At 67.7% G+C, this 23,920-nt stretch carries 18 protein-coding genes; 12 read left to right on the top strand and 6 right to left on the bottom strand.

Annotated elements, in window-relative coordinates:
• The first annotated feature begins 4 nt into the window (after window positions 1–4).
• The 6 genes from GTW51_RS14020 to phnE (GTW51_RS13995) all read left to right on the top strand — a co-directional run bounded on the left by GTW51_RS14020 (window position 5) and on the right by phnE (GTW51_RS13995) (window position 7,752).
• Window positions 5–2,551, top strand: a complete 2,547-nt coding sequence (locus tag GTW51_RS14020) for an arsenate reductase (azurin) large subunit (RefSeq protein ID WP_163044596.1) — start codon at window positions 5–7, stop codon at window positions 2,549–2,551.
• A 62-nt stretch (window positions 2,552–2,613) separates the two neighbouring features.
• Window positions 2,614–3,894: a molybdopterin molybdotransferase MoeA gene (locus GTW51_RS14015; RefSeq protein ID WP_163044594.1), complete on the top strand. Its 1,281-nt coding sequence runs from the start codon at window positions 2,614–2,616 to the stop codon at window positions 3,892–3,894.
• Between the two features lie 288 nt (window positions 3,895–4,182).
• Complete coding sequence (phnD, locus tag GTW51_RS14010) at window positions 4,183–5,148, top strand: phosphate/phosphite/phosphonate ABC transporter substrate-binding protein (RefSeq protein WP_163044592.1); 966 nt, start codon at window positions 4,183–4,185, stop codon at window positions 5,146–5,148.
• A 131-nt stretch (window positions 5,149–5,279) separates the two neighbouring features.
• A complete protein-coding gene (gene phnC / locus GTW51_RS14005; RefSeq protein WP_163044590.1) occupies window positions 5,280–6,119 on the top strand; it encodes a phosphonate ABC transporter ATP-binding protein in 840 nt (279 codons plus the stop codon).
• Window positions 6,116–6,937: a phosphonate ABC transporter, permease protein PhnE gene (gene phnE / locus GTW51_RS14000; protein WP_163044588.1), complete on the top strand. Its 822-nt coding sequence runs from the start codon at window positions 6,116–6,118 to the stop codon at window positions 6,935–6,937. Before phnC ends, phnE (GTW51_RS14000) begins: the two co-directional genes overlap by 4 nt.
• Entirely contained in the window at window positions 6,937–7,752 is an 816-nt protein-coding gene (gene phnE / locus GTW51_RS13995) for a phosphonate ABC transporter, permease protein PhnE (RefSeq protein WP_163044586.1), read from the top strand. Before phnE (GTW51_RS14000) ends, phnE (GTW51_RS13995) begins: the two co-directional genes overlap by 1 nt.
• Window positions 7,753–8,184: 432 nt before the next feature.
• Here the strand turns inward: phnE (GTW51_RS13995) and GTW51_RS13990 are convergent, their stop codons facing one another.
• Window positions 8,185–10,176 (bottom strand): PhoX family protein, encoded by a 1,992-nt coding sequence (locus tag GTW51_RS13990; protein WP_163044584.1) that lies wholly within the window; start codon window positions 10,174–10,176, stop codon window positions 8,185–8,187.
• A 191-nt stretch (window positions 10,177–10,367) separates the two neighbouring features.
• Window positions 10,368–11,102 (bottom strand): PRC-barrel domain-containing protein, encoded by a 735-nt coding sequence (locus tag GTW51_RS13985; RefSeq protein WP_163044582.1) that lies wholly within the window; start codon window positions 11,100–11,102, stop codon window positions 10,368–10,370.
• Window positions 11,103–11,435: 333 nt separating this feature from the next.
• Here GTW51_RS13985 and GTW51_RS13980 point away from each other — a divergent pair, with 333 nt between their 5' ends.
• Together GTW51_RS13980 and GTW51_RS23955 are read left to right on the top strand one after the other, a co-directional pair.
• Window positions 11,436–12,497 carry a DUF21 domain-containing protein gene (locus tag GTW51_RS13980; RefSeq protein WP_163044580.1) on the top strand — a complete coding sequence of 354 codons (1,062 nt, stop codon included), beginning with the start codon at window positions 11,436–11,438 and terminating at the stop codon, window positions 12,495–12,497.
• A 10-nt stretch (window positions 12,498–12,507) separates the two neighbouring features.
• Window positions 12,508–12,888: a CsbD family protein gene (locus tag GTW51_RS23955; RefSeq protein ID WP_246233105.1), complete on the top strand. Its 381-nt coding sequence runs from the start codon at window positions 12,508–12,510 to the stop codon at window positions 12,886–12,888.
• Here GTW51_RS23955 and GTW51_RS13970 read toward each other — a convergent pair.
• Entirely contained in the window at window positions 12,876–13,112 is a 237-nt protein-coding gene (locus tag GTW51_RS13970; RefSeq protein WP_163044578.1) for a hypothetical protein, read from the bottom strand. The two genes, GTW51_RS23955 and GTW51_RS13970, sit on opposite strands and share 13 nt — an antisense overlap.
• On the bottom strand, window positions 13,109–13,657 hold the full coding sequence (locus tag GTW51_RS13965) for a TetR/AcrR family transcriptional regulator (RefSeq protein WP_163044577.1): 549 nt from the start codon (window positions 13,655–13,657) through the stop codon (window positions 13,109–13,111). The genes GTW51_RS13970 and GTW51_RS13965 overlap by 4 nt, the downstream gene beginning before the upstream one ends.
• 89 nt (window positions 13,658–13,746) lie before the next feature.
• Between GTW51_RS13965 and GTW51_RS13960 the strand changes: the two genes are divergently transcribed.
• Together GTW51_RS13960 and GTW51_RS13955 are read left to right on the top strand one after the other, a co-directional pair.
• The gene (locus GTW51_RS13960; protein WP_163044576.1) at window positions 13,747–14,766 is read left to right on the top strand and encodes an NADP-dependent oxidoreductase; all 1,020 of its coding nucleotides are present in this window, start codon (window positions 13,747–13,749) and stop codon (window positions 14,764–14,766) included.
• A gap of 63 nt (window positions 14,767–14,829) precedes the next feature.
• Complete coding sequence (locus GTW51_RS13955) at window positions 14,830–15,252, top strand: hypothetical protein (RefSeq protein WP_163044575.1); 423 nt, start codon at window positions 14,830–14,832, stop codon at window positions 15,250–15,252.
• Between the two features lie 29 nt (window positions 15,253–15,281).
• Here GTW51_RS13955 and GTW51_RS13950 read toward each other — a convergent pair whose 3' ends face one another.
• Window positions 15,282–16,235: a DMT family transporter gene (locus tag GTW51_RS13950; protein WP_246233103.1), complete on the bottom strand. Its 954-nt coding sequence runs from the start codon at window positions 16,233–16,235 to the stop codon at window positions 15,282–15,284.
• A gap of 62 nt (window positions 16,236–16,297) precedes the next feature.
• Entirely contained in the window at window positions 16,298–18,592 is a 2,295-nt protein-coding gene (locus GTW51_RS13945) for a xanthine dehydrogenase family protein molybdopterin-binding subunit (protein ID WP_163044574.1), read from the bottom strand.
• Window positions 18,593–18,790: 198 nt separating this feature from the next.
• Between GTW51_RS13945 and pepN the strand changes: the two genes are divergently transcribed.
• Complete coding sequence (gene pepN, locus GTW51_RS13940) at window positions 18,791–21,439, top strand: aminopeptidase N (protein WP_203566075.1); 2,649 nt, start codon at window positions 18,791–18,793, stop codon at window positions 21,437–21,439.
• 171 nt (window positions 21,440–21,610) lie between these two features.
• Window positions 21,611–23,920, top strand: a complete 2,310-nt coding sequence (locus GTW51_RS13935) for a PAS domain-containing sensor histidine kinase (RefSeq protein WP_246233101.1) — start codon at window positions 21,611–21,613, stop codon at window positions 23,918–23,920.

Here is a 23,920-nt window from a genome sequence, read left to right as displayed (position 1 = left end):
CACCATGGCTTACAAGAGACAGATCGATCGCCTGCCGATCATCCCCGCCGACGCCAAGGTGCAGACCGTGGTCTGCCACTATTGCATCGTCGGTTGCGGCTACAAGGCCTATAGCTGGGACATCAACCGCCAGGGCGGCGTCGCCGCCGCCGACAACGTGTTTGGCGAGGACCTTTCGGTGCAGCAGTACGCGCAGTCGGCCGCTTGGTACGCTCCCTCGATGTACAATGTCGTCAAGCAGGACGGCCGGGACGTGCATCTGGTGGTCAAGCCCGACCATGACTGCGTCGTCAATTCCGGCCTCGCCTCGGCGCGCGGCGCCCGCATCGCCGAGATGAGCTACAGCCGCGCCCGCCAGACGCAGATGCAGCGCCTCACCGACCCGCTGGTCTGGCGCTACGGCCAGTTGCAGCCGACGAGCTGGGACGACGCGCTCGACCTCGTCGCCCGCGTCACCGCGCGCATCGTCAAGGACCGCGGCGAGGACGCGCTGGTCGTGTCGGCTTCCGACCATGGCGGCGCCGGCGGCGGCTACGAATTCACCTGGGGCACGGGCAAGCTTTATTTCGAGGCGATGAAGGTGCGCAACATCCGCATCCACAACCGCCCGGCCTACAATTCCGAGGTTCACGCCACCCGCGACATGGGCATCGGCGAGCTCAACAATTGCTACGAGGATGCCGAACTCGCCGACACGATCTTCGTCGTCGGCGCGAACCCGCTCGAGGCGCAGACCAACTACTTCCTCAACCACTGGATCCCCAACCTGCGCGGCAGCACCGCCAGCCTCAAGGACAGCGAGACCCCGGGCGAGGAACACCCCGCCGCGCGCATCGTCTTCGTCGACCCGCGCCGCACCGTCAGCGTCAACGCCTGCGAGGCCGAGGCCGGGCCGGACAATGTCCTGCACCTTCCGGTGAAGGCCGGCACCGACATGGTGCTGCTCAATGCGATGTTCACCTATATCGCCGATCAGGGCTGGGTGGACCAGGAATTCATCGACGCCCACACCGCCGTCGCGGGCACCGAAACCGGGGCCGACCAGTCCCAGATGCTGCCGCGCAAGCCCTCCACCAAGGGCCAGCCGGCGCCGCTGACGACCTTCGCCGACGCGGTGGAGCGCAACCGCACCAGCCTCGAGCAGGCGGCGGAAATCACCGGCCTCTCGGTCGACGACATCCGCAAGGCGGCCGAATGGATCGCCCAGCCGAAGGGCGACAATGCGCGCCGGCGCACGATGTTCGCCTACGAGAAGGGGCTGATCTGGGGCAATGACAACTATCGCACCAATGGCGCGCTGGTGAACCTTGCGCTGGCGACCGGCAATGTCGGCCGCCCCGGCGGCGGCGTCGTCCGCCTCGGCGGACACCAGGAAGGCTACGTCCGGCCGAGCGATGCTCACGTCGGCCGCCCGGCCCCCTATGTCGACCAGCTCCTGATCAATGGCGAAGGCGCGGTCCACCACATCTGGGGCTGCGACAACTACAAGACGACGCTCAACGCCATGCAGTTCAAGCGCACCTACAAGGAGCGCAGCGACAAGGTGAAGGACGCGATCAACTCGGTCCCCTATGGCGACCGCGAGGCGCTGGTGAACGCCATCGTCGCGGCCATCGACGATGGCGGGCTGTTCGTGGTCGATGTCGACATCGTCCCGACCAGCATCGGCGAGGCAGCGCACGTCATCCTGCCGGCCGCCACGTCCGGCGAGATCAACCTCACCTCGATGAACGGCGAGCGCCGCATGCGCATCACCGAGCGCTACATGGACCCTCCCGGCCAGGCGATGGGCGACGCGATCATCGCCGCGCGGCTCGCCAACAACATGGAGCGGGTGCTGCGCGAGATGGGCGACGCGGCCTATGCAGACAAGTTCCAGGGATTCGACTGGCAGACCGAGGAGGACGTCTTCGAGGACGGCTACCGCAAGAACGCCGCCGGCGGCGAGCACGTCACCTACGACCGGCTGCGCGCCATGGGCACCAACGGCTTCCAGGAACCGGCGACGGGCTTCGAGAACGGCGAGATCGTCGGCACCAAGCGGCTCTATGCGGACGGCCAGTTCGGTACGGATGACGGCCGCGCGCTGTTCCTCGTCGCCGAATGGGGCGGGCTGCAGGCCGAGGGCAAGGAAGCCGAGCGCGAGCGCTTCCCCTTCCTGATCAACAACGGCCGGGCCAATCTGGTCTGGCAGTCGGCCTATCTCGACAAGGAAAACGAGATGGTCATGGATCGCTGGCCCTACCCGTTCATCGACATGCATCCCGACGACATGGCCAAGCTGTCTGTCGCCGAGGGCGATCTGGTCGAGGTCTGGAACGATGTCGGCTCGACCCAGGCGATGGTCTATCCCACGCCCTCCGCCCGCCCTGGCGAGACCTTCATGCTGTTCGGCTATCCGAGCGGCGTGCAGGGCAACGTGGTCAATGCGGGGGTCAACGAGCTGATCATCCCGAACTACAAGAACACCTGGGCGAACATCCGCAAGCTGGCCGACAAGCCCGCCTCGGTCGATCACCTCTCCTTCAAGTCGAAGGAATACCGGATCTGAGGAAGCAAGGGCGGCGCAAGCCGCCCTTCTCTCGCGGCGACACGGCAATCGGGATGGCGGGCATGGCACGAACCGACGATCCGGGCGCCGACATCTGTTCGGATGCGCGGCGCCTGCTGACACCTTCGGAAGCAGCCGCCCGGGTACTGGCGACGCTGGTACCGATCGCCGGCGTCGAGCCGGTCCCTCTCGGCCGGGCGCGCGGCCGCATCCTTCGGGGTGCGATCGCGGCGCCACGCAGCCTGCCACCCTTCGATCATTCGGCGGTCGACGGCTACGCCCTCGCCTTCCGTTCCGCGGCCGACCCGGCCGCCGGTTTCAGGCTGGTCGGCCGCGTCGCGGCGGGCAGGCCGAGGAGCGACGAGGTTCGCCCCGGCGACGCCGTCCGCATCTTTACCGGTGCCGCCATTCCGCCCGGCTGCGATGCGGTGGTGATGCAGGAACATGCCGACGTCGTGGACGGGGTCGTCATGCCCCGCCGAAGCTACCGCGCCGGCGACAACATCCGGCTCGAAGGCGAGGACGTGCCGGCCGGCGCCGATCTGCTGCCGGGCGGCACGGTCATCGACCCGCGGCATCTGGCACTGCTCGCCGCGTCCGGACTTTCGCACGTGACGGTCGGACGGCGGTTGCGGGTCGCCGTCCTGTCCACCGGCACGGAACTGCGGGCGCCGGGCGAAACCCTCAGCGAAGGGGCGATCTACGATCCCAACCGCGTCATGCTGCTGGCGCTGCTCGATCATCCTGCCATCAAGACGATCGACGCCGGGATCGTTCCCGACGATGCCGCGGGGATCGCGGCGGCGATCGGGGATGCGGCGGCAACGGCCGATCTCGTCATCACCTCGGGCGGTGTCTCGGTCGGCGAAGAGGACCTCGTCCGCGGATCGGTGGAAGCCGCCGGCGGCTTCCTGACACCGCTCAAGATCGGCATGAAGCCCGGAAAGCCCCTCGCCTTCGGCCGCATCGGCGAAGCCTTCATCCTCGGCCTGCCCGGCAATCCGCTGGCCGCCCTGGTGGGCGCCATGATCATCGGCCGACAGGTCGTGGCGGCACTGGCCGGCATGGCCGCGCCAGCCTTGCAGGACCTGCCGGCGACGGCCGGGTTCGAGCGCCGTGTCACCCCGGGCCGTATCGAGTTCGCCCCTGCCTTGATCACCGGGCGCGATCGCGACGGCACCATCATCGTCGAGACGCTGGGGCGGGGCGGCTCGGCCCGGCTGATGCCGCTTGCCGCCGCCGACGGATTCTGTGTCATTCCGGCGGACGCCGAAAAGGTGTCGCCCGGCGACCGCGTGCGCTTCCTGCCGATGGACCGTCTCTGCCTGTTTGGCAGCGCCTGAGCCTGACGGGCGAACGGTCGTCGATGGCGCCGCCGGCAGGTCTTCGGGGGGCGGAAGCGGGCGATCTCGTGTCCACGTGACGCCGCTCCCGCAAAGTCCCAACGCCTTCCCGCCGACGGAGCGCAACTTTGGCCTCCCCCGCGCATAAGGGCTGATCCGTCAGCCGTCCGGACATTCATCGTTTTGTCATCCGGCTGTTGCGCCGCTGTCATTTGCACCGGCTATCCGGCCTCAGGGGTCATTAAAACGCCGCAGCCCCTCGGCTCTCCTCGACAGGGAACGCGACCCATGAACCTCAGGAAGCTCTCCGCTCACGCCTTCGCCACGGCTGGCGCCCTCGCCCTGCTGATCGGGACCGCGCAGGCCCAGTTCGCGCTCGACAGCCGCTTCACCGACAGCGACGGCGACCTCCTCGCCGACATTCCGACCGAGGCGAGCGAACTCGTCGATCCCGATACGCTGGTCTTCGCCTACACGCCGGTCGAGGACCCCGCCGTCTACGCCGGCGTCTGGGAGGGCTTCCTCGAGCACCTTTCGGAAGTCACCGGCAAGGACGTGCAGTTCTTCCCCGTGCAGTCGAACGCCGCGCAGCTGGAAGCGATGCGCGCCGGCCGCCTGCACATCTCCGGCTTCAACACCGGCGCCAACCCGATCGCCGTCGCCTGCGCCGGCTTCCGCCCCTTCGCCATGATGGCGGCCAAGGACGGTTCCTTCGGCTACGAGATGGAGATCATCGTCCCGGGTGATTCCGAGGCCACCGAGGTCGAGGATCTGCGCGGCGGCCAGATCGCCTTCACGCAGGAAACCTCCAATTCCGGCTTCAAGGCGCCGTCGGCGATCCTGGCCAGCGAGTTCGACATGACGGCGGGCGAGGATTTCGAGCCGGTCTTCTCCGGCTCGCACGACACCTCGATCCTCGGCGTCGCCAACAACGACTATCCGGCCGCGGCGATCGCCAATTCGGTGAAGACCCGCATGGTCGAGCGCGGCGCGGTCGAAGCCGATGCGACCAAGGTCGTCTACACCTCGCAGACCTTCCCGACCACCGGCTACGGCACCGTCTACAACCTGACGCCGGAGCTCCAGGAGAAGATCCGCGAAGCCTTCATGTCCTTCCCCTGGGAAGGCTCGAAGCTGGCTGAGGAATTCGGCAAGTCCGGCGAGGAGCAGTTCATCGAGATCAGCTTCAAGGACGACTGGTCGGTGATCCGCCAGATCGACGAGGCCAACGGCGTTTCGTATTCCTGCCAGTAAGGTCTGCTTCCAGGCCGGACTGATCTGACCGAACTGAGACGACGCGGGCCTTTCGCTCGCGTCGTCTCTTGCCGCCGGAGCCCATCCGGTGGACGGACCAATGCCCGCCGATTGCGGAAAGGCACCACGACATGCTGACGATCGAGGCCCTCGAGAAGCGCTACAAGACCGGCGATCTCGCATTGCGCGGCGTTTCCTTCTCGGTGGCGCCCGGCGATGTCGTCGGGCTGATCGGCCCCTCCGGCGCCGGCAAGTCGTCGCTCATCCGCTGCATCAACCGCCTGGTCGAGCCGACCGGCGGCAGCGTCCGCCTCAACGATCTCGACGTCACCAAGCTCGGCCGCGGCGAGTTGCGCAAGGTGCGCCGCCGGATCGGCATGATCTTCCAGGAATTCGCGCTGGTCGAGCGGCTGACGGTGATGGAGAATGTCCTCTCCGGCCGGCTCGGCTATGTGCCCTTCTGGCGCTCCTTTACCCGTCGCTATCCGCAGGCCGACGTCGACACGGCCTTCGCGCTGCTCGACCGGGTCGGCCTGTCCGATCATGTCGACAAGCGCGCCGACGCGCTCTCGGGCGGCCAGCGCCAGCGCGTCGGCATCGCCCGGGCCCTGGCGCAGAACCCGGAGCTGCTGCTCGTCGACGAGCCGACGGCCTCCCTCGACCCAAAGACCTCGCGCCAGATCATGCGGCTGATCGTCGAAATCTGCCAGGAGCGCACGCTCCCGGCGATCGTCAACATCCACGACGTCATGCTGGCGCGCATGTTCGTCGGCCGGATCATCGGCCTGCGCGCCGGCGAAGTCGTGTTCGACGGCCCGCCCGAGGCGCTCGACGACGCGGCGCTGACCCGGATCTACGGCGAGGAAGACTGGACGCAGATGCGCGCAGCCGCCGACGAGGATGCCGAGGACTCGGCCGCGGTCGCCGCCTTCGAGCAGGCGCGGGACGAGCGCCTGGAGACCCTGGCGTGACCTCGGCAGCTTCCAGGGCAACGGCAGGCCAGCGCACCTGGCGACGGCCGCCGGTCCTGATCCCCGACCGGCGCTGGCGGATCGCCATCTATGGCGGCGCGCTGATCTATCTCGTTGCGGCCCTCGCCACCGTCGACGTCGACTGGATGCGGGTGATGGAAGGCATGGACCGCGCCGGCCGGTTCATCCAGGGCTTCCTCGTCCCCGATTTCACCACCCGCGCCGGGGACATCTGGAAAGGCTTCGAGGAAAGCCTGACAATGACCGTGTGCGCCACGGTGGTCGGCATCCTGCTCTCGGTCCCCGTCGGGATCGGCGCGGCGCGCAATATCGCGCCAATGCCGGTCTATGCGGTCTGCCGCGCGATCATCGCCGTCTCCCGCGCCTTCCAGGAGATCGTCATCGCGATCCTCTTCGTCGCGATGTTCGGCTTCGGGCCGTTCGCCGGCTTCCTGACGCTGTCCTTCGCGACGATCGGCTTTCTCGCCAAGCTTCTGGCCGAGGACATCGAGGACATCGACGAGGCCCAGGCCGAGGCAATCCGCGCCACCGGCGCGTCCTGGTGGCAGCTGGTCAATTACGGCATCCAGCCGCAGGTCATGCCGCGGCTGATCGGCCTGTCGCTCTACCGCTTCGACATCAACTTCCGGGAATCGGCGGTGATCGGCATCGTCGGTGCCGGCGGCATCGGCGCGACGCTCAACACCTCGATGCAGCGCTACGACTACGACACCGCCGGCGCGATCCTCATCCTGATCATCATCGTCGTCATGCTCGCCGAATACGGCTCGAGCTACATCCGCAAATGGGTCCAGTAATGCCGGTTTCGCGCACACTCGACGGCCCGATCTGGCGCCGGCGCACGCGCCAGTCCGACTGGCTGCGCTATGCTGCCTGGGTGGCGCTGGCGATCCTCTTCGTCTTCTCCTGGGAGGTGATGAACCGCGGCACGCTGTGGGTCTTCGTCGAGGACGCGCCGCGGCAGGCGGCCGATCTCGCGTCCCGCTCCTGGCCGCCGCGCTGGGAGTACCTGCCGCGGCTCTGGCAGCCACTGTGGGACACGATCAACATGGCGACGCTCGGCACGCTGATCGGCACGATCATCGCCGTCCCGGTGGCGTTTCTTGCGGCGCGCAACACGACGCCCAGCGCGGTGATCCTCCGGCCGGCGGCGCTGTTCATCATCGTCGCCTCGCGCTCGATCAATTCGCTGATCTGGGCACTGCTGCTGGTCACCATCGTCGGGCCGGGGCTTCTGGCCGGCATCATCGCCATCGCGCTGCGTTCGATCGGCTTCATCGGCAAGCTGCTCTACGAGGCGATCGAGGAGATCGATCCGGGACAGGTCGAGGCCGTGAAAGCCACAGGCGCCAGCCAGGCGCAGGTCATCGACTACGCCATCGTCCCGCAGCTCCTGCCGGCCTTCGCCGGCATCACCGTCTTCCGCTGGGACATCAACATCCGCGAGAGCGCCATTCTCGGCCTCGTCGGTGCCGGCGGTCTCGGCCTGAACCTGCAGGCCTCGCTCAACATGCTGGCCTGGAGCCAGGTAACCGTGATCTTCGCGCTGATCCTGATCACCGTGCTGGTCAGCGAGTGGGTGTCCGCCAAAGTCCGCCACGCGATCATCTGAGCCGCAGGGCTGATGCCGCCCAACGGGCCATCAAGACCCGCATCGCGAAGGCCATCGTCCCAAGGCGGAGCATCGTCCCGTTGGCGCTTCCGGTACCGATCGCCGATGCCCTTCTCGTCATCGGCCATGCCGTCGCGTGGAAGGCGAAGCGGTCCAACGCAGCGATGAAATCAACAGGGCGAGAATGCGGGTTCTGACAGGCCGAATGCGTCGCTTAACCGGCGTGCCTTCGTCAATCGCACCGCTCCCCCGGAACCGGCGACCGCCGGGCATGTGGCGCGACAACGCCCGGATGCTGGCCGACCGCCTCGATCGCCGGGCTGTCCCATACCCTAGCAAGGCCTGCAATGGCCGCCATGGCCATCGCGCCGCCGAACGAAAAAGGGCGGCCCGACAAGGACCGCCCCTTTCTGTTCACTGTAGCGACGAGCGTCAGGCGATGCGACCGCCGCCCTGCTTGGTGATGGCCACCACGGACGGGCGCACCGGCAGGGCGTCGTCGAAATCGGGCCAGCGGGTCGACGGATCCTCGTAGTAGGACGGCCGGCCGAAGCCTTCCCAGTCGTCGCCGCCGTCGCCCGGATGCTGCACCGCGAGGAAGGCGGTCTGCATGTCCGGCAGGAACAGCGGGCCGCACATCTCGGCGCCGACCGGCACGCGGAAGAACAGCTTCGAGGTGCCGCGCGCCTCGCCGTCCGTGTCGACCGCCCAGAGGCCGTCGGTACGCCCGGTCGCCTTCGGCGAATTGCCGTCGGTCGAGACCCAGAGCCGGCCGTCGGCGTCGACGGCGCAGTTGTCGGGCATGCCGAACCAGCCGTTCTTGGTGGTCTCGGTCGAGAACGTCGCGCCGACTTCGGCGACGGACGGGTCACCGCACTTCACCAGGATTTCCCAGGTTCCGGTGGTGGCGGCGAAATCGCCGCCTTCTTCGGCGATCTCGACGATGTGGCCAAACTTGTTGTCGACGCGCGGGTTGGCCGCATCGGCCTCCTCGCGCTTGGTGTTGTTGGTCAGCATGACGTAGACGCGGCCATTGGTGCCGTTCGGCTCGATGTCTTCCGGCCGGTCCATCTTGGTGGCCTCGAGAAGGTCGGCGGCGCGGCGTGTCTCGATCAGCACGTCAGCCTGGCTCTCGAAGCCGTTCTCGGCGGTCAGCGGGCCTTCGCCGTGGACCATCGGCAGCCATGCCACCGTGCCGTCCTCTTCGAAGCGCGCGACATAGAGCGTGCCCTCGTCGAGCAGGTCCATGTTCGCGGCCCGGTCGGTCTCGTTGAAGGTGCCGGCGGTGACGAACTTGTAGACATATTCGAAGCGCTCGTCGTCGCCCATGTAGAACACCACGCGACCGTCGCTGTTGACGATCGACTCGGCGCCCTCGTGCTTCATGCGGCCGAGCGCCGTGCGCTTCTTCGGTACCGAGTTCGGGTCCATCGGGTCGACCTCGACCATCCATCCGAAGCGGTTCGGCTCGTTCGGCTCCTTCGACACGTCGAAGCGGTCGTGGAAATTGCCCCATTCATAGGATTCGCCCGGCACGCCGTAGCGGTCGTGATTGCCTGCCTCGGCGTGATCAGCGGCTACCGCGCCGATGAAGTAGCCGTGGAAGTTTTCCTCGCCCGACACCACCGTGCCCCAGGGCGTCGTGCCGCCGGCGCAGTTGTTGATCGTGCCGAGCACCTTGCTGCCCGTGGCGTCGGCACTGGTCTTCAGGCGATCGTGCCCGGCCGCCGGACCCGTCATCGCCATCTCGGTTTCGACCGTGATGCGGCGGTTGTTGGCGCCGTCGAGAACCACCTGCCACTTGCCCGCATCCTTGCGGATCTCGACCACCGTCATGCCGTGCGCCGCCATCTCGGTATCGACCCGGTTGCGGTCGGCCGGTGCGATCTGGGGCTCGCCGTCGGCGATCGTGACGATGCCCGGGAACATCAGATGTTCGTTGGTGTATTCGTGATTGACGACGAGGAGGCCATGTTCGGACGAGCCGTCTTCCAGCGGCACGAAGCCGACATAGTCGTTGTTGTAACCGAACTGGCGGGCCTGGCTCTCGGCGGTCTGCGCGTTCGGGTCGAAGGCCGGCGAGTCCGGGAAGATCGCGTCGCCCCAGCGGATGAGAACGTCGGCGTCATAGCCTTCGGCGACGTGGTGCGTCGCATCGACGCCGGCCTCGACCTCGGTGAAGTCGAAGCGGGTGCCGGCGGCGCCCTGCGCCTTGGCTTCGCCGGCCGCCATCAGCGCCATCGGGCTGACAGTCGCCGTGATCGCCGTCGCTGCCATCGCGCCGCGCAGGAAGTCGCGGCGCGAGAAGCGGGCGGCGATGATCTCGCCCATCGTGCGGTTGTCGGTCTTGTTGGTGCCCTCGCCGTCCGCCAGCTCGAGCTGGCTGGTACGGAAGACTTTGCGGTCTGTCGTGTGTTCGTTCATCGGTGACCCCTGTCGCAGAAGAGATTGCGAACCCTCGCGGCGCCGAGCGCCGGACTGGAATGGTTCCAGACTGAGGTAGCCGGGGAAGGTCACAGATGGATGACGGTCTGCGGCCTTTGCCGGCGGGTCATCCTGCCGACAGGGGCCAGCAGGCCTGACAGGGGCGCGCCTCTGTAAGGCCCAGCTCCCGCCTAGTGCCACGGCTTCTCGAACAGCGCGTCGTTGCGGCTGCGCCAGTCGGTGTTCGACAGCCAGGTGTAGTCCTGGTCGGGCATCAGCGGGATGGTCTTCACCTCGGTCTCGGGCATCGGCAGGAAGAACACGTCGCGTTCCTGCGAGACCTTGAGGAACCGGATCGGCGCGATGATGCTGTCGGTGCCGGGGATGAAGAAGCCGCCGGAGGCGATGACCGCGTAGCCGTCGTGGTCCTTGGTCTCGAAGACGACGTTCCTCACCTCGCCGATGATCCGGTCGTCGGAGCTGCGCACTTCCGAGCCGATGAACTCGTTGGCCCGCAGCCCCGGCGACAGCTCGGCGATGGCGACGAGCGGCGTCGCGCCGACGTCGTCGCGATGGCCTTCCGTCGCGCCGCGCCGGACCATGGGCTCGCGGGCGGCGAACTGCTGGTCCGCCTCGTCCTCGTCGTTGCCGCCCATGCTGGCCATCGACGGCTCGGAGACGAGCTCGCGGATGTTGCCCATGACCCGCGCGCAGTCGTCGGTGCGGCCGTAGGACCAGAGGATGAAGGCCGTATCGCGCAAGTGGCGGAGGTCGCGCACCATGTGGCGCCCTTCCGGCCCGCGCAGCTCCGGCTTCTGGATGATCGCCTCCTCCAGCCCGGAATCGGCAAGGTTGCACTCGGCCAGGGCCGAAGCTGTTCCGAGCCCGCCGAGAAGAGCGAGGGAGAGGAGGATCTGGGATCTCATGGCGGGTCCAATCGGAGGAAAATGAAGCTGGCGAGACGGCGTGTCGAACGGCTGGTCGAGCCGCGGCTTCGAGCCGGAGCGGCCTCGCGACACGCGAAACTAGCCCGGCGCAACTTTTGCGAAGCTGATGCCTTCGCTCAATAATTCGTGATCCATAGCCGCGACCCGATCATCGGGAGGAGGTCTGCGATACCGCCTTGGCGTTAGTTGCGAATTCCCAGCTCACGACCCCTCGACGGCCACCATCCCAGGGTCCTCAGCCATTCCCTCGTCGCCTGCGCCGGAACTGCAGCCGACACCAGCCCATTGCGCCCTGAAGGCACAGGAGATTCCATGGACGACATACTCATCTGGATAGGGATAGCCGTCTGCATCTCGCAGTCGGCCTTGTTCTCCGGTTCCAACATCGCCGTGTTCAGCCTCAGCCGCCTTCGGCTGGAGGCGGCGGCTGCGGCGGGGGACAAGAGCGCGTCCAGCGCCCTCGAATTCCGGCGGGACGCGAATTTCACGCTCGTCACCATCCTGATGGGCAATGTCGCCATCAACGTGCTGCTGACCATGCTGGCGGATTCGGTGATGACCGGCTTGCTGGCCTTCCTGTTTTCCACCGTCGTCATCACGGCGTTGGGCGAGATCGTGCCGCAGGCCTATTTTTCCCGCCATGCTTTGCGGGCCGTCGCCTTCTTCGCCCCGGTCCTGCGGTTCTACCGCATCATCCTGTGGCCACTCGCAAAGCCCACCGCACTACTTCTCGACGCATGGGTGGGCACCGAGACCGTGCCCTGGTTCCGCGAACGCGAGCTGCACAACATCCTGCGCTATCATGCCGTGAACGATGAAAGCGAGGTGGGTCGGATAGAGGCGATCGGCGCCACCAACTTCCTGGCGCTCGACGACCTCGTCGTCCGGGACCAGGGCAAACCGCTCGATCCCGACAGCGTCATGCGGTTGCCCTTCGAGGGAGCCGACCCGGTGTTTCCCGCCATCGGCGGCGCGCAGGATGATCCCTTCGTCGCCAGGCTGGCGGCCTCCCGCAAGAAGTGGATCGTCCTCACGGATGACGAAGGTCTGCCGCGCCTTCTGATGAACGCGTCCGCTTTCCTGCGCGACGTCCTGGTGCTGGGCGACCAGGCCTCTCCCCGCGCCTATTGTCATCGTCCGGCAGTCGTCACCCGGCCGACCGACACGCTCGATACCGCCCTTGGCATCCTTGCCCTGCGCCGCGGCCAGGAGGCCGGGCATGACGAGACGGTCATTCTCCTCTGGTCGCCGGAGGAAAAGCGCATGATCACCGGGTCGGACGTCCTGCGATGCCTGCTAAGCGGCATGGGTGAAAAGAAGGGCCTCGCGGCCGAGGCAGCGCCCGGCACCCGCGCTGCGGTCGGGGGAACATGATCCGCCGATCATGGCCAGCCGGAGGATCGGCGTCGGGCTTGCGGGCCGGCGCGATGGCGGGCGGCATCCGCCGAAACATCGCCGTAACGGAAATGTCGACGATCCCGTGGCCTGCGGCCGCTCCTTCCAGCCTGGCCTTTCTCGGAACGATCACGGGCAGCTCTCGTTGGCCATGGGACGATCCGGGCATCCAGCCCGAGAGGAGAAAACGATGAGCAACGAACAGACCGACGGCAAAGCCAAGGAAATTGGCGGCTCGATCAAGGAAAAAGCCGGCAAGCTGACCGGCAACGATCGCATGGAAGCCGAAGGCACCGGCGATCGCGTCGAAGGCAAGACCGAGAAGAACATCGGCAAGGCCAAGGACGCGGTGAAAGATCAGTTCAGCTGATCCTGCGGTGCTGATTGCGAGACGGGAGCGGTGGCGACGCCGCTCCCGTTTTGCTGTCTGCGTTCAGGCGTGATGCCGGCCGAGACGGCGATGCCGCCCCCGATCAGGGTTTCGAGGCCCAGCGCCTCGCCGAACAGGACATAGCCGGTGGGGAGGATCATCGCCGCGCGTTCGAACGGCGCGACGGTGGAGCCTCGGCGCAGCGACAGGCCGCCGGCGGTCACACCCTCACCAGGATGGCACCGGCGATGACATCGAAGAGATGGTCCGCGCGGGGCGCCAGCGAGGGTTGATCGCGCAGCCAGGCGAGTGCGCCGAGCAGCGCGAAGAGGTCGGTGCCGTCGAGATCGGCGCGGGCCTCGCCCGTGGCCTGGGCGCGCGCCAGGAGATGGGCGCCCGCCGCGCGCATGGCGTGGCAGGAGGCGTGCAGCGCCGATTCCGGGTCGGCGATCGCCGCGACCATCGACTCGATCGCGCCGCTGTAGACATGCGCGACGGCGACGGCTTCCCGCAGCCACACGGTCAGCGCCTGCCCGGGCGCGGCCGAGCCTTCCAGATCCCCCGCCCGTCGCGTGAGTTCATCGAAGCTCGCGCGCAGCAGCGCGTCGAGCAGTGCCTCGCGCCGCGGAAAATGCCGGTAGAGCGTGCCGAGCCCGACCCCCGCCTGGCGGGCGATATCGCGCAGGGACGCCTCGGCGCCCTGCTCGGCGATCACCGTGCGCGCCACGGCGAGCAGGTGATCGTAATTCTTCCTCGCGTCGGCGCGCATGGTTTCCCTTGACAAACGGGTCGGTGCTCCGCTTATACGGATCACTGCTCCGCTCATGCGATAGAGCAATTCCCGGCAAGGTGGAAGCGATGGCGACAGAAATGATGAAGGCGATCCGGCAGCACGGCTTCGGTGGCCCCGAAATGCTGGTCTACGAGGACGCGCCGGTCCCGGCGCTAGCGGCCGGCGACGTGCTCGTCCGCGTCCGCGCGGTGGGGATCAACCCGCCGGACTGGTATCTGCGCGAGGGCTACAGGATGCTGCCGCCCGAATGGCAGCCGAAGGTGGCGTTTCCCCTCATTCTTGGGACGGATATTTCCGGCGTCGTCGCGGCGGTGGGCGACGACGTGACGGCGTTCGCCGTCGGCGACGCGGTTTATTCGATGGTCCGCTTCCCGGAAGGCCTTGCCGGGGACAGCCGGGCCTATGCCGAGTTCGTCGGCGTCCCGGCGTCGGAGCTCGCCGGCAAGCCCGCCGGCATCGACCATGACCATGCCGCCGCCGCGCCGATGTCGCTGCTGACCGCCTGGCAGTTCCTGATCGAGCTGGGGCACGATGGGCCGAACCCGCTGCAGCCGCACCGGCACGAACCGGTCCCGCTCGAGGGCCGGACCGTGCTGGTCAACGGCGCCGCCGGCGGCGTCGGGCACTTCGCGGTGCAGCTGGCGAAATGGCGCGGGGCGCGGGTGATCGCGGTCGCGTCCGGCGAGCACGCGGCGTTCCTGCGCGATCTCGGGGCCGACGAATTCATCGACTACACGGCGACACCGCCCGAAAATGTCGTCCACGGGGTGGATCTCGTCCTCGACGCCGTCGGTGGTCCGACGACCGGCCGCTTCCTGCGCACGCTGAAACGCGGCGGCGCGCTGTTCCCGGTGTTCCCGCTGGGCTTCGATGGTACCGACAAGGCAGCAACGCTGGGGGTCACCGTCTCGACCACCCAGGTTCGCTCGAACGGCGCGCAGCTGGAGGAAGTCGGGCGCCTGCTCGACGACGGCACCGTCCGCGTCGCCATCGACAGCGTCTTCCCGCTCGCCGACGCCCGCAAGGCGCACGAGCGCGCCGCCGGCGGGTACATCCGCGGCAAGATCGTCCTCACGGTCGGATAGCGCGGACGCGCGTCATCGGCCGCCGCTCAAGCAGCGGCGGCCCCGTCATGGAAAGGAAGTCCGATGGGCTCGGATGCAAGGCTGCGCCAGGGAACGACCGCCTGGTTCGAGATGGTCGGAACGATGATGTGCGAAGCCGCCACGCGGGCGGCGCTGTCGACGGCGCTGAGCCTGTCGCTGGTCGAGCGCTATACCGAAGGGGTCGAACTCTCCGACGGCCTCGTCCAGGGACTTCGCTTCGACATCGTAGCGGGCACGCCGTCGTTCAGGGCCGGCGTGCAACCAAACGAGCGGGCCGCGGTGACGATCGAGATCACGGCGGCGGCGGCGCGAACGCTCAACCTGCTGCGCAGCGACGATCCGGCGTTTCACGCCGCCCTCGACGGGTTCCGGCGTTCGGGCGCGATGCGGGTCGACGGCGATCCGTCGCAATTCGGCCGCTGGCTCGAACAGCTGCACGATCCGATCGTCGCACTGACGCGCTAGGCGGGCGACAGGCCGGATGTGGCGGCCCCTCATCCCCCCGGCGGCGACACGCCCCTCGCCCGGTTGCGCTCGATGCCCAGCCGGTGCTCGCGCCAGATGATGAAGATACCCGCCGACACGACGATGCCGCCGCCGATGAGGGTCGCAAGGCCGACCGCCTCGCCGAACACGAAATAGCCGATGGCGATGGCGAGGATCATCGAGGTGTATTCGAACGGCGCGACGGTCGAGGCGTCGGCGTAGCGATAGGCGGAGGTGAGCAGCAGCTGGCCGACGCCGCCGCAGAGCCCTGCCACGACCAGGAACGCCGCCTGCTGCGGGCTCGGCATCACCCAGGGGAAGATCAGCGCCGAAACTGCCGCGATCGCCGAGCAGGTCAGCGAGAAATAGACGACGATCGTCGCTGTCGCCTCGGTGCGCACCAGCCGGCGGATCTGGATCATCGCGATCGCCGCGACGGTCGCGGAGATCAGCGCGGCGCCGATGCCGACCAGCTCGGCATCGTCCAGCGGCTCCGCGGTGACGGAAAGGCTGGGCAGCGTCACCACGACGATGCCGAGCAGCCCGACGATCGCCGCGCTCCAGCGATAGAGCCGAACCACCTCCTTGAGGAACACCGCCGCGAAGACCACCGTCAGCAGCGGCGCCGCATAGGAGATGGTGATCCACTCCGGATAGGGCAGCCGGGTCAGGGCGAAGAAGCCGAAGCCCATCGAGGTGACGCCGACGAGCCCGCGCACGACATGGCCGGGCAGGTCGTCGGTCTTCATCGCGGTGCCGAGGTCCCCAAGCCAGGCGAGGTAGATCGCCACCGGGATCAGCGCGAAGAAGGAGCGGAAGAACACGATCTCGCCGGCCGGGATCGCCTCGCCGCCCGTCTTGATCGCCGTCTGCATGCCGACGAAGACCACCACCGAAATGCATTTCAGCAAAATGCCGAGCATCGGGCGGGATACCCGCCCGTCCGCCGTCGAACTGTTCATGCCCTGCTATCCCCCTCGCGGCGGCTCTTGCCGCCGGGCCGTGCGATCGCTCGCTTCGACCGTCAGTGCGCTGCCTGCAGCGCCTCCCAGATCCGCAGCGGCGTCGCCGGCATGTCGATATGGTCGACGCCGGCCGGCCGGAGCGCATCGGCGACGGCGTTCATCACCGCCGGCGCTGCCCCGATCGTGCCCGCCTCGCCCGCGCCCTTGATGCCGAGGGCGTTGGTGGTCGAGGGAACGTTGCGGGTGCGGAAGTCGAAATTCGGCAGATCCTCCGCCCGCGGCATGGCGTAGTCCATGAAGCTTGCGGTGACCAGCTGTCCCTCGCCGTCATAGACGGCGTTCTCGATCAGCGCCTGGCCGATGCCCTGCGCGACGCCGCCATGGATCTGGCCAGCCAGCAGGATCGGATTCACCGTCACGCCGAAATCGTCGACGATCGTGTAGGCGACGATGTGGGTCGCGCCGGTTTCCGGGTCGATCTCGACCTCGCAGACATGCGTGCCGTTCGGATAGGTCGCCTCTTCCTGCTTGAACTCGCCGGTCGCCTTGCGGTCCGCGTCGCTCTTCGCGGCGGCCGCCAGCGCGGCGAAGTCGATCGACCGGTCGGTGCCGACGATGCGCGCCGTCCCGCCATCGAGCTCGATGTCGGCGACGGCAGCCTCCAGCTCGTCGGCGGCGAGCTTCTTCAGCTTGTCGGCCAGCGCCTGGCTCGCCCGGCGCACCGAGACGGCGCCGAGCGGGATCGAGCGCGAGCCGCCGGTGCCGCCGCCGGTCGGCGTCTCGTCGGTGTCGCCCTGGCGCACGTCGATCAGGTCGTAGTCGAGCTTCAGCTCCTCGGCGACGAACTGCGCATAGGCGGTCGCGTGGCCCTGGCCGTTGGTCTGGGTGCCGATCTTCAGCTCGACGCGGCCCTCGGCGGTCAGCTCGACATAGGCGGGCTCCGACCCAGGGAACGCGCAGGCCTCGACATAGGCGGCCAGCCCGATGCCGCGCAGCTTGCCCTCTTCCTTCGCGGCCGCGCGGCGGGTCTCGAAATCCGCCCAGCCGGAGCGGCGCAGCGCCTCGTCCAGATGGCCGGTGAAATCGCCGGTGTCGTAGAGCCGCCCGAACGCCGTGCGGTACGGCAGCTGGTCGCCGCGGATGAAATTGCGCCGGCGCAGTTCCACCCGGTCGATCCCGAGATCGAGGGCGCACTGGTCGACGAGGCGCTCGATCAGATAGGCCGCCTCCGGCCGGCCGGCGCCGCGATAGGCGTCCACCGGCACGGTGTTGGTGTAGTAGGCGCGGCAGTCGACGTCGATCGCCGGGATGTCGTAGAGGCCGGTCGCCATCGACATGCCGAACCAGGGGATCATCGGCCCGTATTGCGAGGCATAGGCGCCGAGATTGGCGGCCAGGTCGATCGACAGCGCGGTGAAGCGCCCGTCCGCGTCCATCGCCATCTTGCCGGTGACGATGTTGTCGCGGCCATGCGCGTCGCTGACGAAATGGTCGGTGCGGTCGGCGGTCCACTTGACCGGCTGGCCGAGGCGGCGCGCCGCGACCAGCACCAGCGCATGCTCGCGGTAAACAAAGGCCTTGGTGCCGAAGCCGCCGCCGACGTCGCGGGTGACGACGCGCAGCTGGTCGTTGTCGATCTTCAGCACGCGGCCCGCCAGGATGTTGCGCATCCCGTGGACGCCCTGGCTGCCGGTGGTCAGCGTGTAGCGCGGCTCGGCATATTCGCCGACCGCCGAGCGCGTCTCCATGTAGTTGCAGACGAGACGGTTCTGCGCCAGCGTGACGGTGGTGACATGCACCGCTGCGGCAAAGGCCGCCTCGGTCGCCGCCTTGTCGCCCTCGTGGAGGCGGGTGGCGAGATTGTCGGCGCTGCCCTCGGACGCAAGGATCGCACCCTCGGCGCGGGCGCTGGCGATGTCGGCGACGGCAGGCAGCGGGTCGTAGTCGACCTCGACAAGCTCGGCGGCGTCGCGCGCTTCCATGGCGCTGTCGGCGACGACGAAGGCGACGGCGTCGCCGACATGCTGGACGATGTCTCGCGCCAGCACCGGCGCGTTGCGCGGCGCGAAAGGCATGCCGTCGGCCGGCTTGATCGGCGCCATGCAGGGAATGTCGCCGAGATCGGCGATGTCCTCGTGGGTGAGGATCAGCCGGACGCCGGGTGCCGAGCGGGCGGCCTCGAGATCGGCAATCGTGAAGCGGGCATGGGCGTGCGGCGAGCGCACCACGACGGCGTGCAGCAGGCCTTCGCGCGTCTCGTCGTCGGTGTAGTGGCCGGCACCGCGGATGAAGACATCGTCCTCCTTGCGCAGCACCGAGGCGCCGAGGCCGAACTTGGGGGTCATGACGTTCATGCTGATGATTCCTCGCACGCGGTCCGCAACGGCGCCGCTCGAACCATGCGTCGACCGGTCCGCGCTGAAAAGCCGCCCGTCCCATTTATTGCGGCAGCGCGCCGGCGTCGAGGGCAGCAACGGCAAGCTTTGCGGTGAAACGGTTGGCATTCGTGCCGCGCGGGCCTACCTGCGTGACGATCAAAGAGGATACGCCCCATGCTGCGCACCGATGACGGCCCGACGATCAAGCTCGAGGACTACCGCCCGACCGACTTCGTCCTCCACTCGGTGGCGATGACCATCCGCCTGTTCGAGGGCAGCGCCGAGATCGACACGCAGCTGGTCCTCGAGCGTCGCGAGGGCGTCGGTGCCGATACGCCGCTGGTGCTCGACGGCGACGAGCTGACGCTGAGCGGCGTAACACTGGACGGCGCCGCACTGGCCGCCGACGCCTACACCGCCTCGCCCGAGCGGCTGGAAATCTCCGCCCTGCCCGCCGCCGGCCGCTTCACCCTCGCCATCGGAACGCGCATCGTGCCGGAGGAGAACACCAAGCTGATGGGGCTCTACCGCTCCAACGGCGTCTGGTGCACGCAGTGCGAGGCCGAGGGCTTCCGTCGCATCACCTATTTCCTCGACCGGCCGGACGTGCTGGCGCCCTACAAGGTACGGATCGAAGCCGACAAGGCGGCCGCGCCGATCCTTCTGTCCAACGGTAATCCGGCCGAGCACGGCGAATTGCCGGACGACCGGCACTTCGCCGTCTGGGACGACCCGTTCAACAAGCCATCCTATCTCTTCGCCGTTGTCGCCGGCGACCTCGATTCCATCCACGAGGAATTCACCACCGCCAGCGGCAAGCCGGTGACGCTTGGCATCTACACCGAGAAGGGCCGCGTCGCGCAGGCCGGCTACGCCATGGACGCGCTGAAGCGCTCGATGTGGTGGGACGAGCGGCGCTTCGGCCGCGAATACGATCTCGACGTGTTCAACGTCGTCGCGATCTCCGACTTCAACATGGGCGCCATGGAGAACAAGGGCCTCAACGTCTTCAACCACAAATACGTGCTGCTCGATTCCGACACCGCGACGGACGCCGACTATGCCGGCGTCGAGACGGTCATCGCGCACGAATATTTCCACAACTGGACCGGCAACCGCATCACCTGCCGCGACTGGTTCCAGCTCTGCCTGAAGGAAGGCCTGACGGTCTATCGCGACCAGGAGTTCTCGGCCGACGAGCGCTCGGCGCCGGTGCAGCGGATCAACTCGGTGCGGCGGCTGAAGGCGCACCAGTTCCCCGAGGACCAGGGACCGCTGCAGCACCCGGTGCGGCCGCGCGAATACAAGGAGATCAACAACTTCTACACCGCGACCGTCTACGACAAGGGCGCCGAGCTGGTTCGGATGATCGCAACGATCCTCGGCCGCGACGATTTCCGCAAGGGCATGGACCTCTATTTCGAGCGCCATGACGGCGATGCCGCGACGATCGAGGATTTCATCGCCTGCTTCGAGGACGCCGCCGGCGCCGACCTCACGCAGTTCGCGCTCTGGTACAGTCAGGCCGGCACGCCGTCGCTGGCGATCACCGAGGACTACGACGCGGCCAGCGGCACGTTGACGGTCGGACTGAAGCAGGCGCTGGAAGTCGGCGCCTCTGGCACCGGCGGCGCGCCGTTCCACATCCCCGTGCGCTTCGGCCTCGTCGGCTCCAACGGTGAAGACAAGGCGTTCACGGTCGCCCATGGCGCCGAGGTCGACGGGGATGTCATCCATCTCACCGGCGAAGAGGAGACCGTGGTCTTCGAGAATGTCGGCGAGCGGCCGTATCTGTCGGTGCTGCGCGACTTCTCGGCGCCGGTGACGCTGCATCACGAGCAGAGCCTGTCCGACCGGCTGGCGCTGGCGCGGCTCGATCCGAACCTCTTCAACCGCTGGCGGATTCTCAACGACCTCGTCGCCGAGGCCCTCGTCGAGGCCAGTCGCAAGCCACTGGCGCCCTCGCAGCCGCCTTTGCCGCCGGAGATCGTCGACGCGATCCTCGGCTCGGCCGGCGACGAGAGCATCGAGGCCGCCTATCGCGCCCAGGCGCTGGCGCTGCCCAGCGAGCCGGAAATCGCCCGTATGCTCGCCGAGAACGTCGATCCCGACGCGATCCACGCAGCCGTCGAGGCCGCCAAGCGGTTCATCGGCGAACGGGGCCGCAAGCTGTTCGAGGCCATCCGCGCCGACGCAAGGCCGGCCGCGGACTTCTCGCCCGATGCCGACAGCGCCGGCCGGCGGTCGCTCGCCAACGTCGCGCTCGGCTATCTGGCGGCGGCCAGCGGCGATCCGGCCCCCGCCGAGGCGCAATACGCGGCGGCGCGCAACATGACCGACCGTCTCGCCGCGCTGGCGATCCTCGTGCACCGCTTTCCAGCGGCGGACGCGTCGAAGGCGGCGCTGGCCGACTTCTACACCCGCTTCGAGGATGACGGACTGGTCGTCGACAAATGGTTCGCGCTGCAGGCGACGATCCCCGACGTGGCGGCGCTCGACACCGTCGCCGGCCTGCTCGACCATCCGAAATTCACGCTGCGCAATCCCAACCGTGTCCGCGCCCTCGTCGGCACCTTCGCGGGCGGCAACCAGCTCGCCTTCCACCGCGCGGACGGCGCCGGCTACCGCTTCGTGGCGGAGCGGATAGCCGAACTCGACAAGCTCAACCCGCAGATCGCCGCACGAATTGCGACCACATTTCGTTCGTGGCGGAGCTTCGAGGCGGGTCGGCGGCATGCCGCAAAGGCAGCGCTGGAAAACCTTGCAGCGATTCCAGATCTTTCCAACGACACCAGGGATATTGTGGGGAGATCGTTGCGCTGAGCGACGGTCTCATTGATTTCTTAATTCCTCCTCATTCTGACTCTGGACAAGGTGATTCGGGTCTGCTCAATTGGAAGTGATTCGGGATGTGCGGCGTCCCGGATCAGAGAATGCGGCCACGAGGGGTGAGACATGCGAGCGGACGCGTCAAGCGCGCCGGCAGGGGGACGTTTGTCCCGATTCGAGACCCTGCTGAGCGCTAAAGCCGAGATCGTCGGACACGCGAAGATCCTCGCCGCCCCTGCCTACGAAAAGCTTCTTCGCTCCGAGCGGCCCCTGCGCCGCAGCATCCCCATCCTGATCATCCTGTTCCTGACCATCGCCGCCGTCGCCCGGCTCTCGGCGCTGGTCGCCGAGCGCTACGAGATCGAGAACGACGTCGCCCGCGACCTGAAGATCGCAGCAACGCTGATGCGCGCCGAAAGCCAGTTCGCGCTGATGTCGGAAGGTCAGATCGACGGCGCGGCGCTGCTGACCAGCGAGGTCCCGCGCGAAGTCATCGAATACGGGCGCTTCGCGGTGATCAGCGACGCGACCGGCCGGATCACCGCGGCGATGCCCGGCTACGAGCGGCTGATCGGCCAGGACCTGCGGCTGCTGATGGGCGAGTCCCAGGCATTGCTGATGTTCGGCGAGCGCGCCGGCGTGCAGGAGACCGATTTCGAGGGCCACGATGCCTTCGTCGCCAGCGCCACGCTGGCCGAGGACGCCGGCACGGTCAGCTTCATCCAGCCCGCGACGGATCTCTTCGCCGGCTGGCGCCAGTCGGTGCACGTCAACGTGACGCTGTTCGCCCTGACCAGCATCATCATGCTGATGGTGCTCTACGCCTATTTCCGCCAGGCGACGCGGGCCGAGGACGCCGACGCGCTGTATCTGGAGACGCACCTGCGCGTCGATACCGCCCTGTCGCGCGGCCATTGCGGCCTGTGGGACTGGGATATCGGCCGCGGCCGGATGTACTGGTCGCGCTCGATGTACGAGATCCTCGGCATGAAGCCGAAGGACGACGTCCTGTCCTTCGGCGAGATCGCGCCGCTGCTGCACCCGCTGGACGGCAGCCTGTTCGACGTGGCGCGCCGGGTCGCGTCCGGGCGCATCGGGCATCTCGACCGCGTCTTCCGCATGCGCCACAGCAACGGCAACTATGTCTGGCTGCGCGCGCGCGCCGACGTCACGCGCTGCGCCGACAACGAGGTGCATCTCATCGGCATCGCCGTCGACGTCAGCGAGCAGCAGGAACTTGCCCGCCGGTCGGACGAGGCCAACGAACAGCTCAACAGCGCCATCGAGAACATCTCCGAGACCTTCGTGCTCTGCGACAATCGCGACCGGGTCATCCTCTGCAATTCGAAATATCGCGAGACCTTCGGCCTGACAGAGATGGACGTCGCCCGCGGCACGCCGCTGGAAACGGTGATGGCCAAGGCGCGGCGGCCAATCGACAGCCAGCTGGTGACGAGCCCCACCTTCGCCGCCGGCGAGCGCGCCTCCGAGGCGCTGCTGCCGGACGGGCGATGGCTCTTGATGTCGGAGCGCCGCACCACCGATGGCGGCTTCGTCTCGATCGGCACCGACGTCACCCAGCTGAAGCTGCACCAGGCGCGGCTGTCGGATTCCGAGCGCCGCCTGATCGCGGTGATCGAGGATCTCTCGACCGCCCGGCGCGACGCCGAGCGCAAGGCCGGACAGCTGACCGAGCTGAACACCAGCTTCGCCGCCGAGAAGGAGCGCGCCGAGACCGCCTCACGCGCCAAGACCACCTTCCTCGCCAACATGTCGCACGAGCTGCGCACGCCGCTGAACGCCATCCTCGGCTTCTCCGAGATCATGCGCGACGGCACGTTCGGGCCGATCGGCTGCCAGAAATACACCGAATATTGCGAGGACATCCACCAGAGCGGCCACTATCTGCTGCGGCTGATCAACGACATTCTCGACATGGCCAAGATCGAGGCCGGCCGCCTGATCCTCAACCCCGAGGATATCGATCTCGCCGAGACCGTCGCCGAGGCGATGAAGATCGTGGCGATCCAGGCCGAGAAGAAGCAGCTGACGCTGGCCGTCGCGGCGCCGCCGACGCTTCAGATCCGCTCGGACCGCCGCGCCACCAAGCAGATCCTCATCAACCTTTTGTCGAATGCCGTGAAGTTCACCGAGCCGGGCGGCTCGGTGCGGCTCGGGCTTAAGCAGGTCGGCGACGCCGTGCTGATCTCGATCGGCGACGACGGCATGGGCATCCCGCAGGAAGCCTTGCGAACGCTCGGCCGGCCGTTCGAGCAGATCGAGAACGAGTGGACACGGACCAACAAGGGCACCGGCCTCGGCCTCGCCATAGCGCGCTCGCTGGTCGAGCTGCATGGCGGCCGGATGCGGATCTCCTCGCGCGTCGGCATCGGCACGATCGTCGCCCTGCGCCTGCCGGTCGCGGGATTCGAGCAGAGTGAGCAGTCGGCGATCGCCATGGCTTCCGCCGCCTGA

This window comes from Aurantimonas aggregata (assembly GCF_010500835.1).
GTDB classification, from domain to species: domain Bacteria; phylum Pseudomonadota; class Alphaproteobacteria; order Rhizobiales; family Rhizobiaceae; genus Aurantimonas; species Aurantimonas aggregata.
Note: the sequence above shows the minus strand (reverse complement) of the source record. Positions and strands in the feature narration are given on the sequence as shown.

Bases quoted from the DNA above. Each gene is read 5' to 3' on its own strand.
- GTW51_RS14020 (WP_163044596.1), top strand. From the start codon at position 5: ATGGCTTACAAGAGACAGATCGATCGCCTGCCGATCATCCCCGCCGAC.
- GTW51_RS14015 (WP_163044594.1), top strand. From the start codon at position 2,614: ATGGCACGAACCGACGATCCGGGCGCCGACATCTGTTCGGATGCGCGG.
- phnD (WP_163044592.1), top strand. From the start codon at position 4,183: ATGAACCTCAGGAAGCTCTCCGCTCACGCCTTCGCCACGGCTGGCGCC.
- phnC (WP_163044590.1), top strand. From the start codon at position 5,280: ATGCTGACGATCGAGGCCCTCGAGAAGCGCTACAAGACCGGCGATCTC.
- phnE (WP_163044586.1), top strand. From the start codon at position 6,937: ATGCCGGTTTCGCGCACACTCGACGGCCCGATCTGGCGCCGGCGCACG.
- GTW51_RS13990 (WP_163044584.1), bottom strand. From the start codon at position 10,176: ATGAACGAACACACGACAGACCGCAAAGTCTTCCGTACCAGCCAGCTC.
- GTW51_RS13985 (WP_163044582.1), bottom strand. From the start codon at position 11,102: ATGAGATCCCAGATCCTCCTCTCCCTCGCTCTTCTCGGCGGGCTCGGA.
- GTW51_RS13980 (WP_163044580.1), top strand. From the start codon at position 11,436: ATGGACGACATACTCATCTGGATAGGGATAGCCGTCTGCATCTCGCAG.
- GTW51_RS23955 (WP_246233105.1), top strand. From the start codon at position 12,508: ATGGCCAGCCGGAGGATCGGCGTCGGGCTTGCGGGCCGGCGCGATGGC.
- GTW51_RS13965 (WP_163044577.1), bottom strand. From the start codon at position 13,657: ATGCGCGCCGACGCGAGGAAGAATTACGATCACCTGCTCGCCGTGGCG.
- GTW51_RS13960 (WP_163044576.1), top strand. From the start codon at position 13,747: ATGGCGACAGAAATGATGAAGGCGATCCGGCAGCACGGCTTCGGTGGC.
- GTW51_RS13955 (WP_163044575.1), top strand. From the start codon at position 14,830: ATGGGCTCGGATGCAAGGCTGCGCCAGGGAACGACCGCCTGGTTCGAG.
- GTW51_RS13950 (WP_246233103.1), bottom strand. From the start codon at position 16,235: ATGAACAGTTCGACGGCGGACGGGCGGGTATCCCGCCCGATGCTCGGC.
- GTW51_RS13945 (WP_163044574.1), bottom strand. From the start codon at position 18,592: ATGAACGTCATGACCCCCAAGTTCGGCCTCGGCGCCTCGGTGCTGCGC.
- pepN (WP_203566075.1), top strand. From the start codon at position 18,791: ATGCTGCGCACCGATGACGGCCCGACGATCAAGCTCGAGGACTACCGC.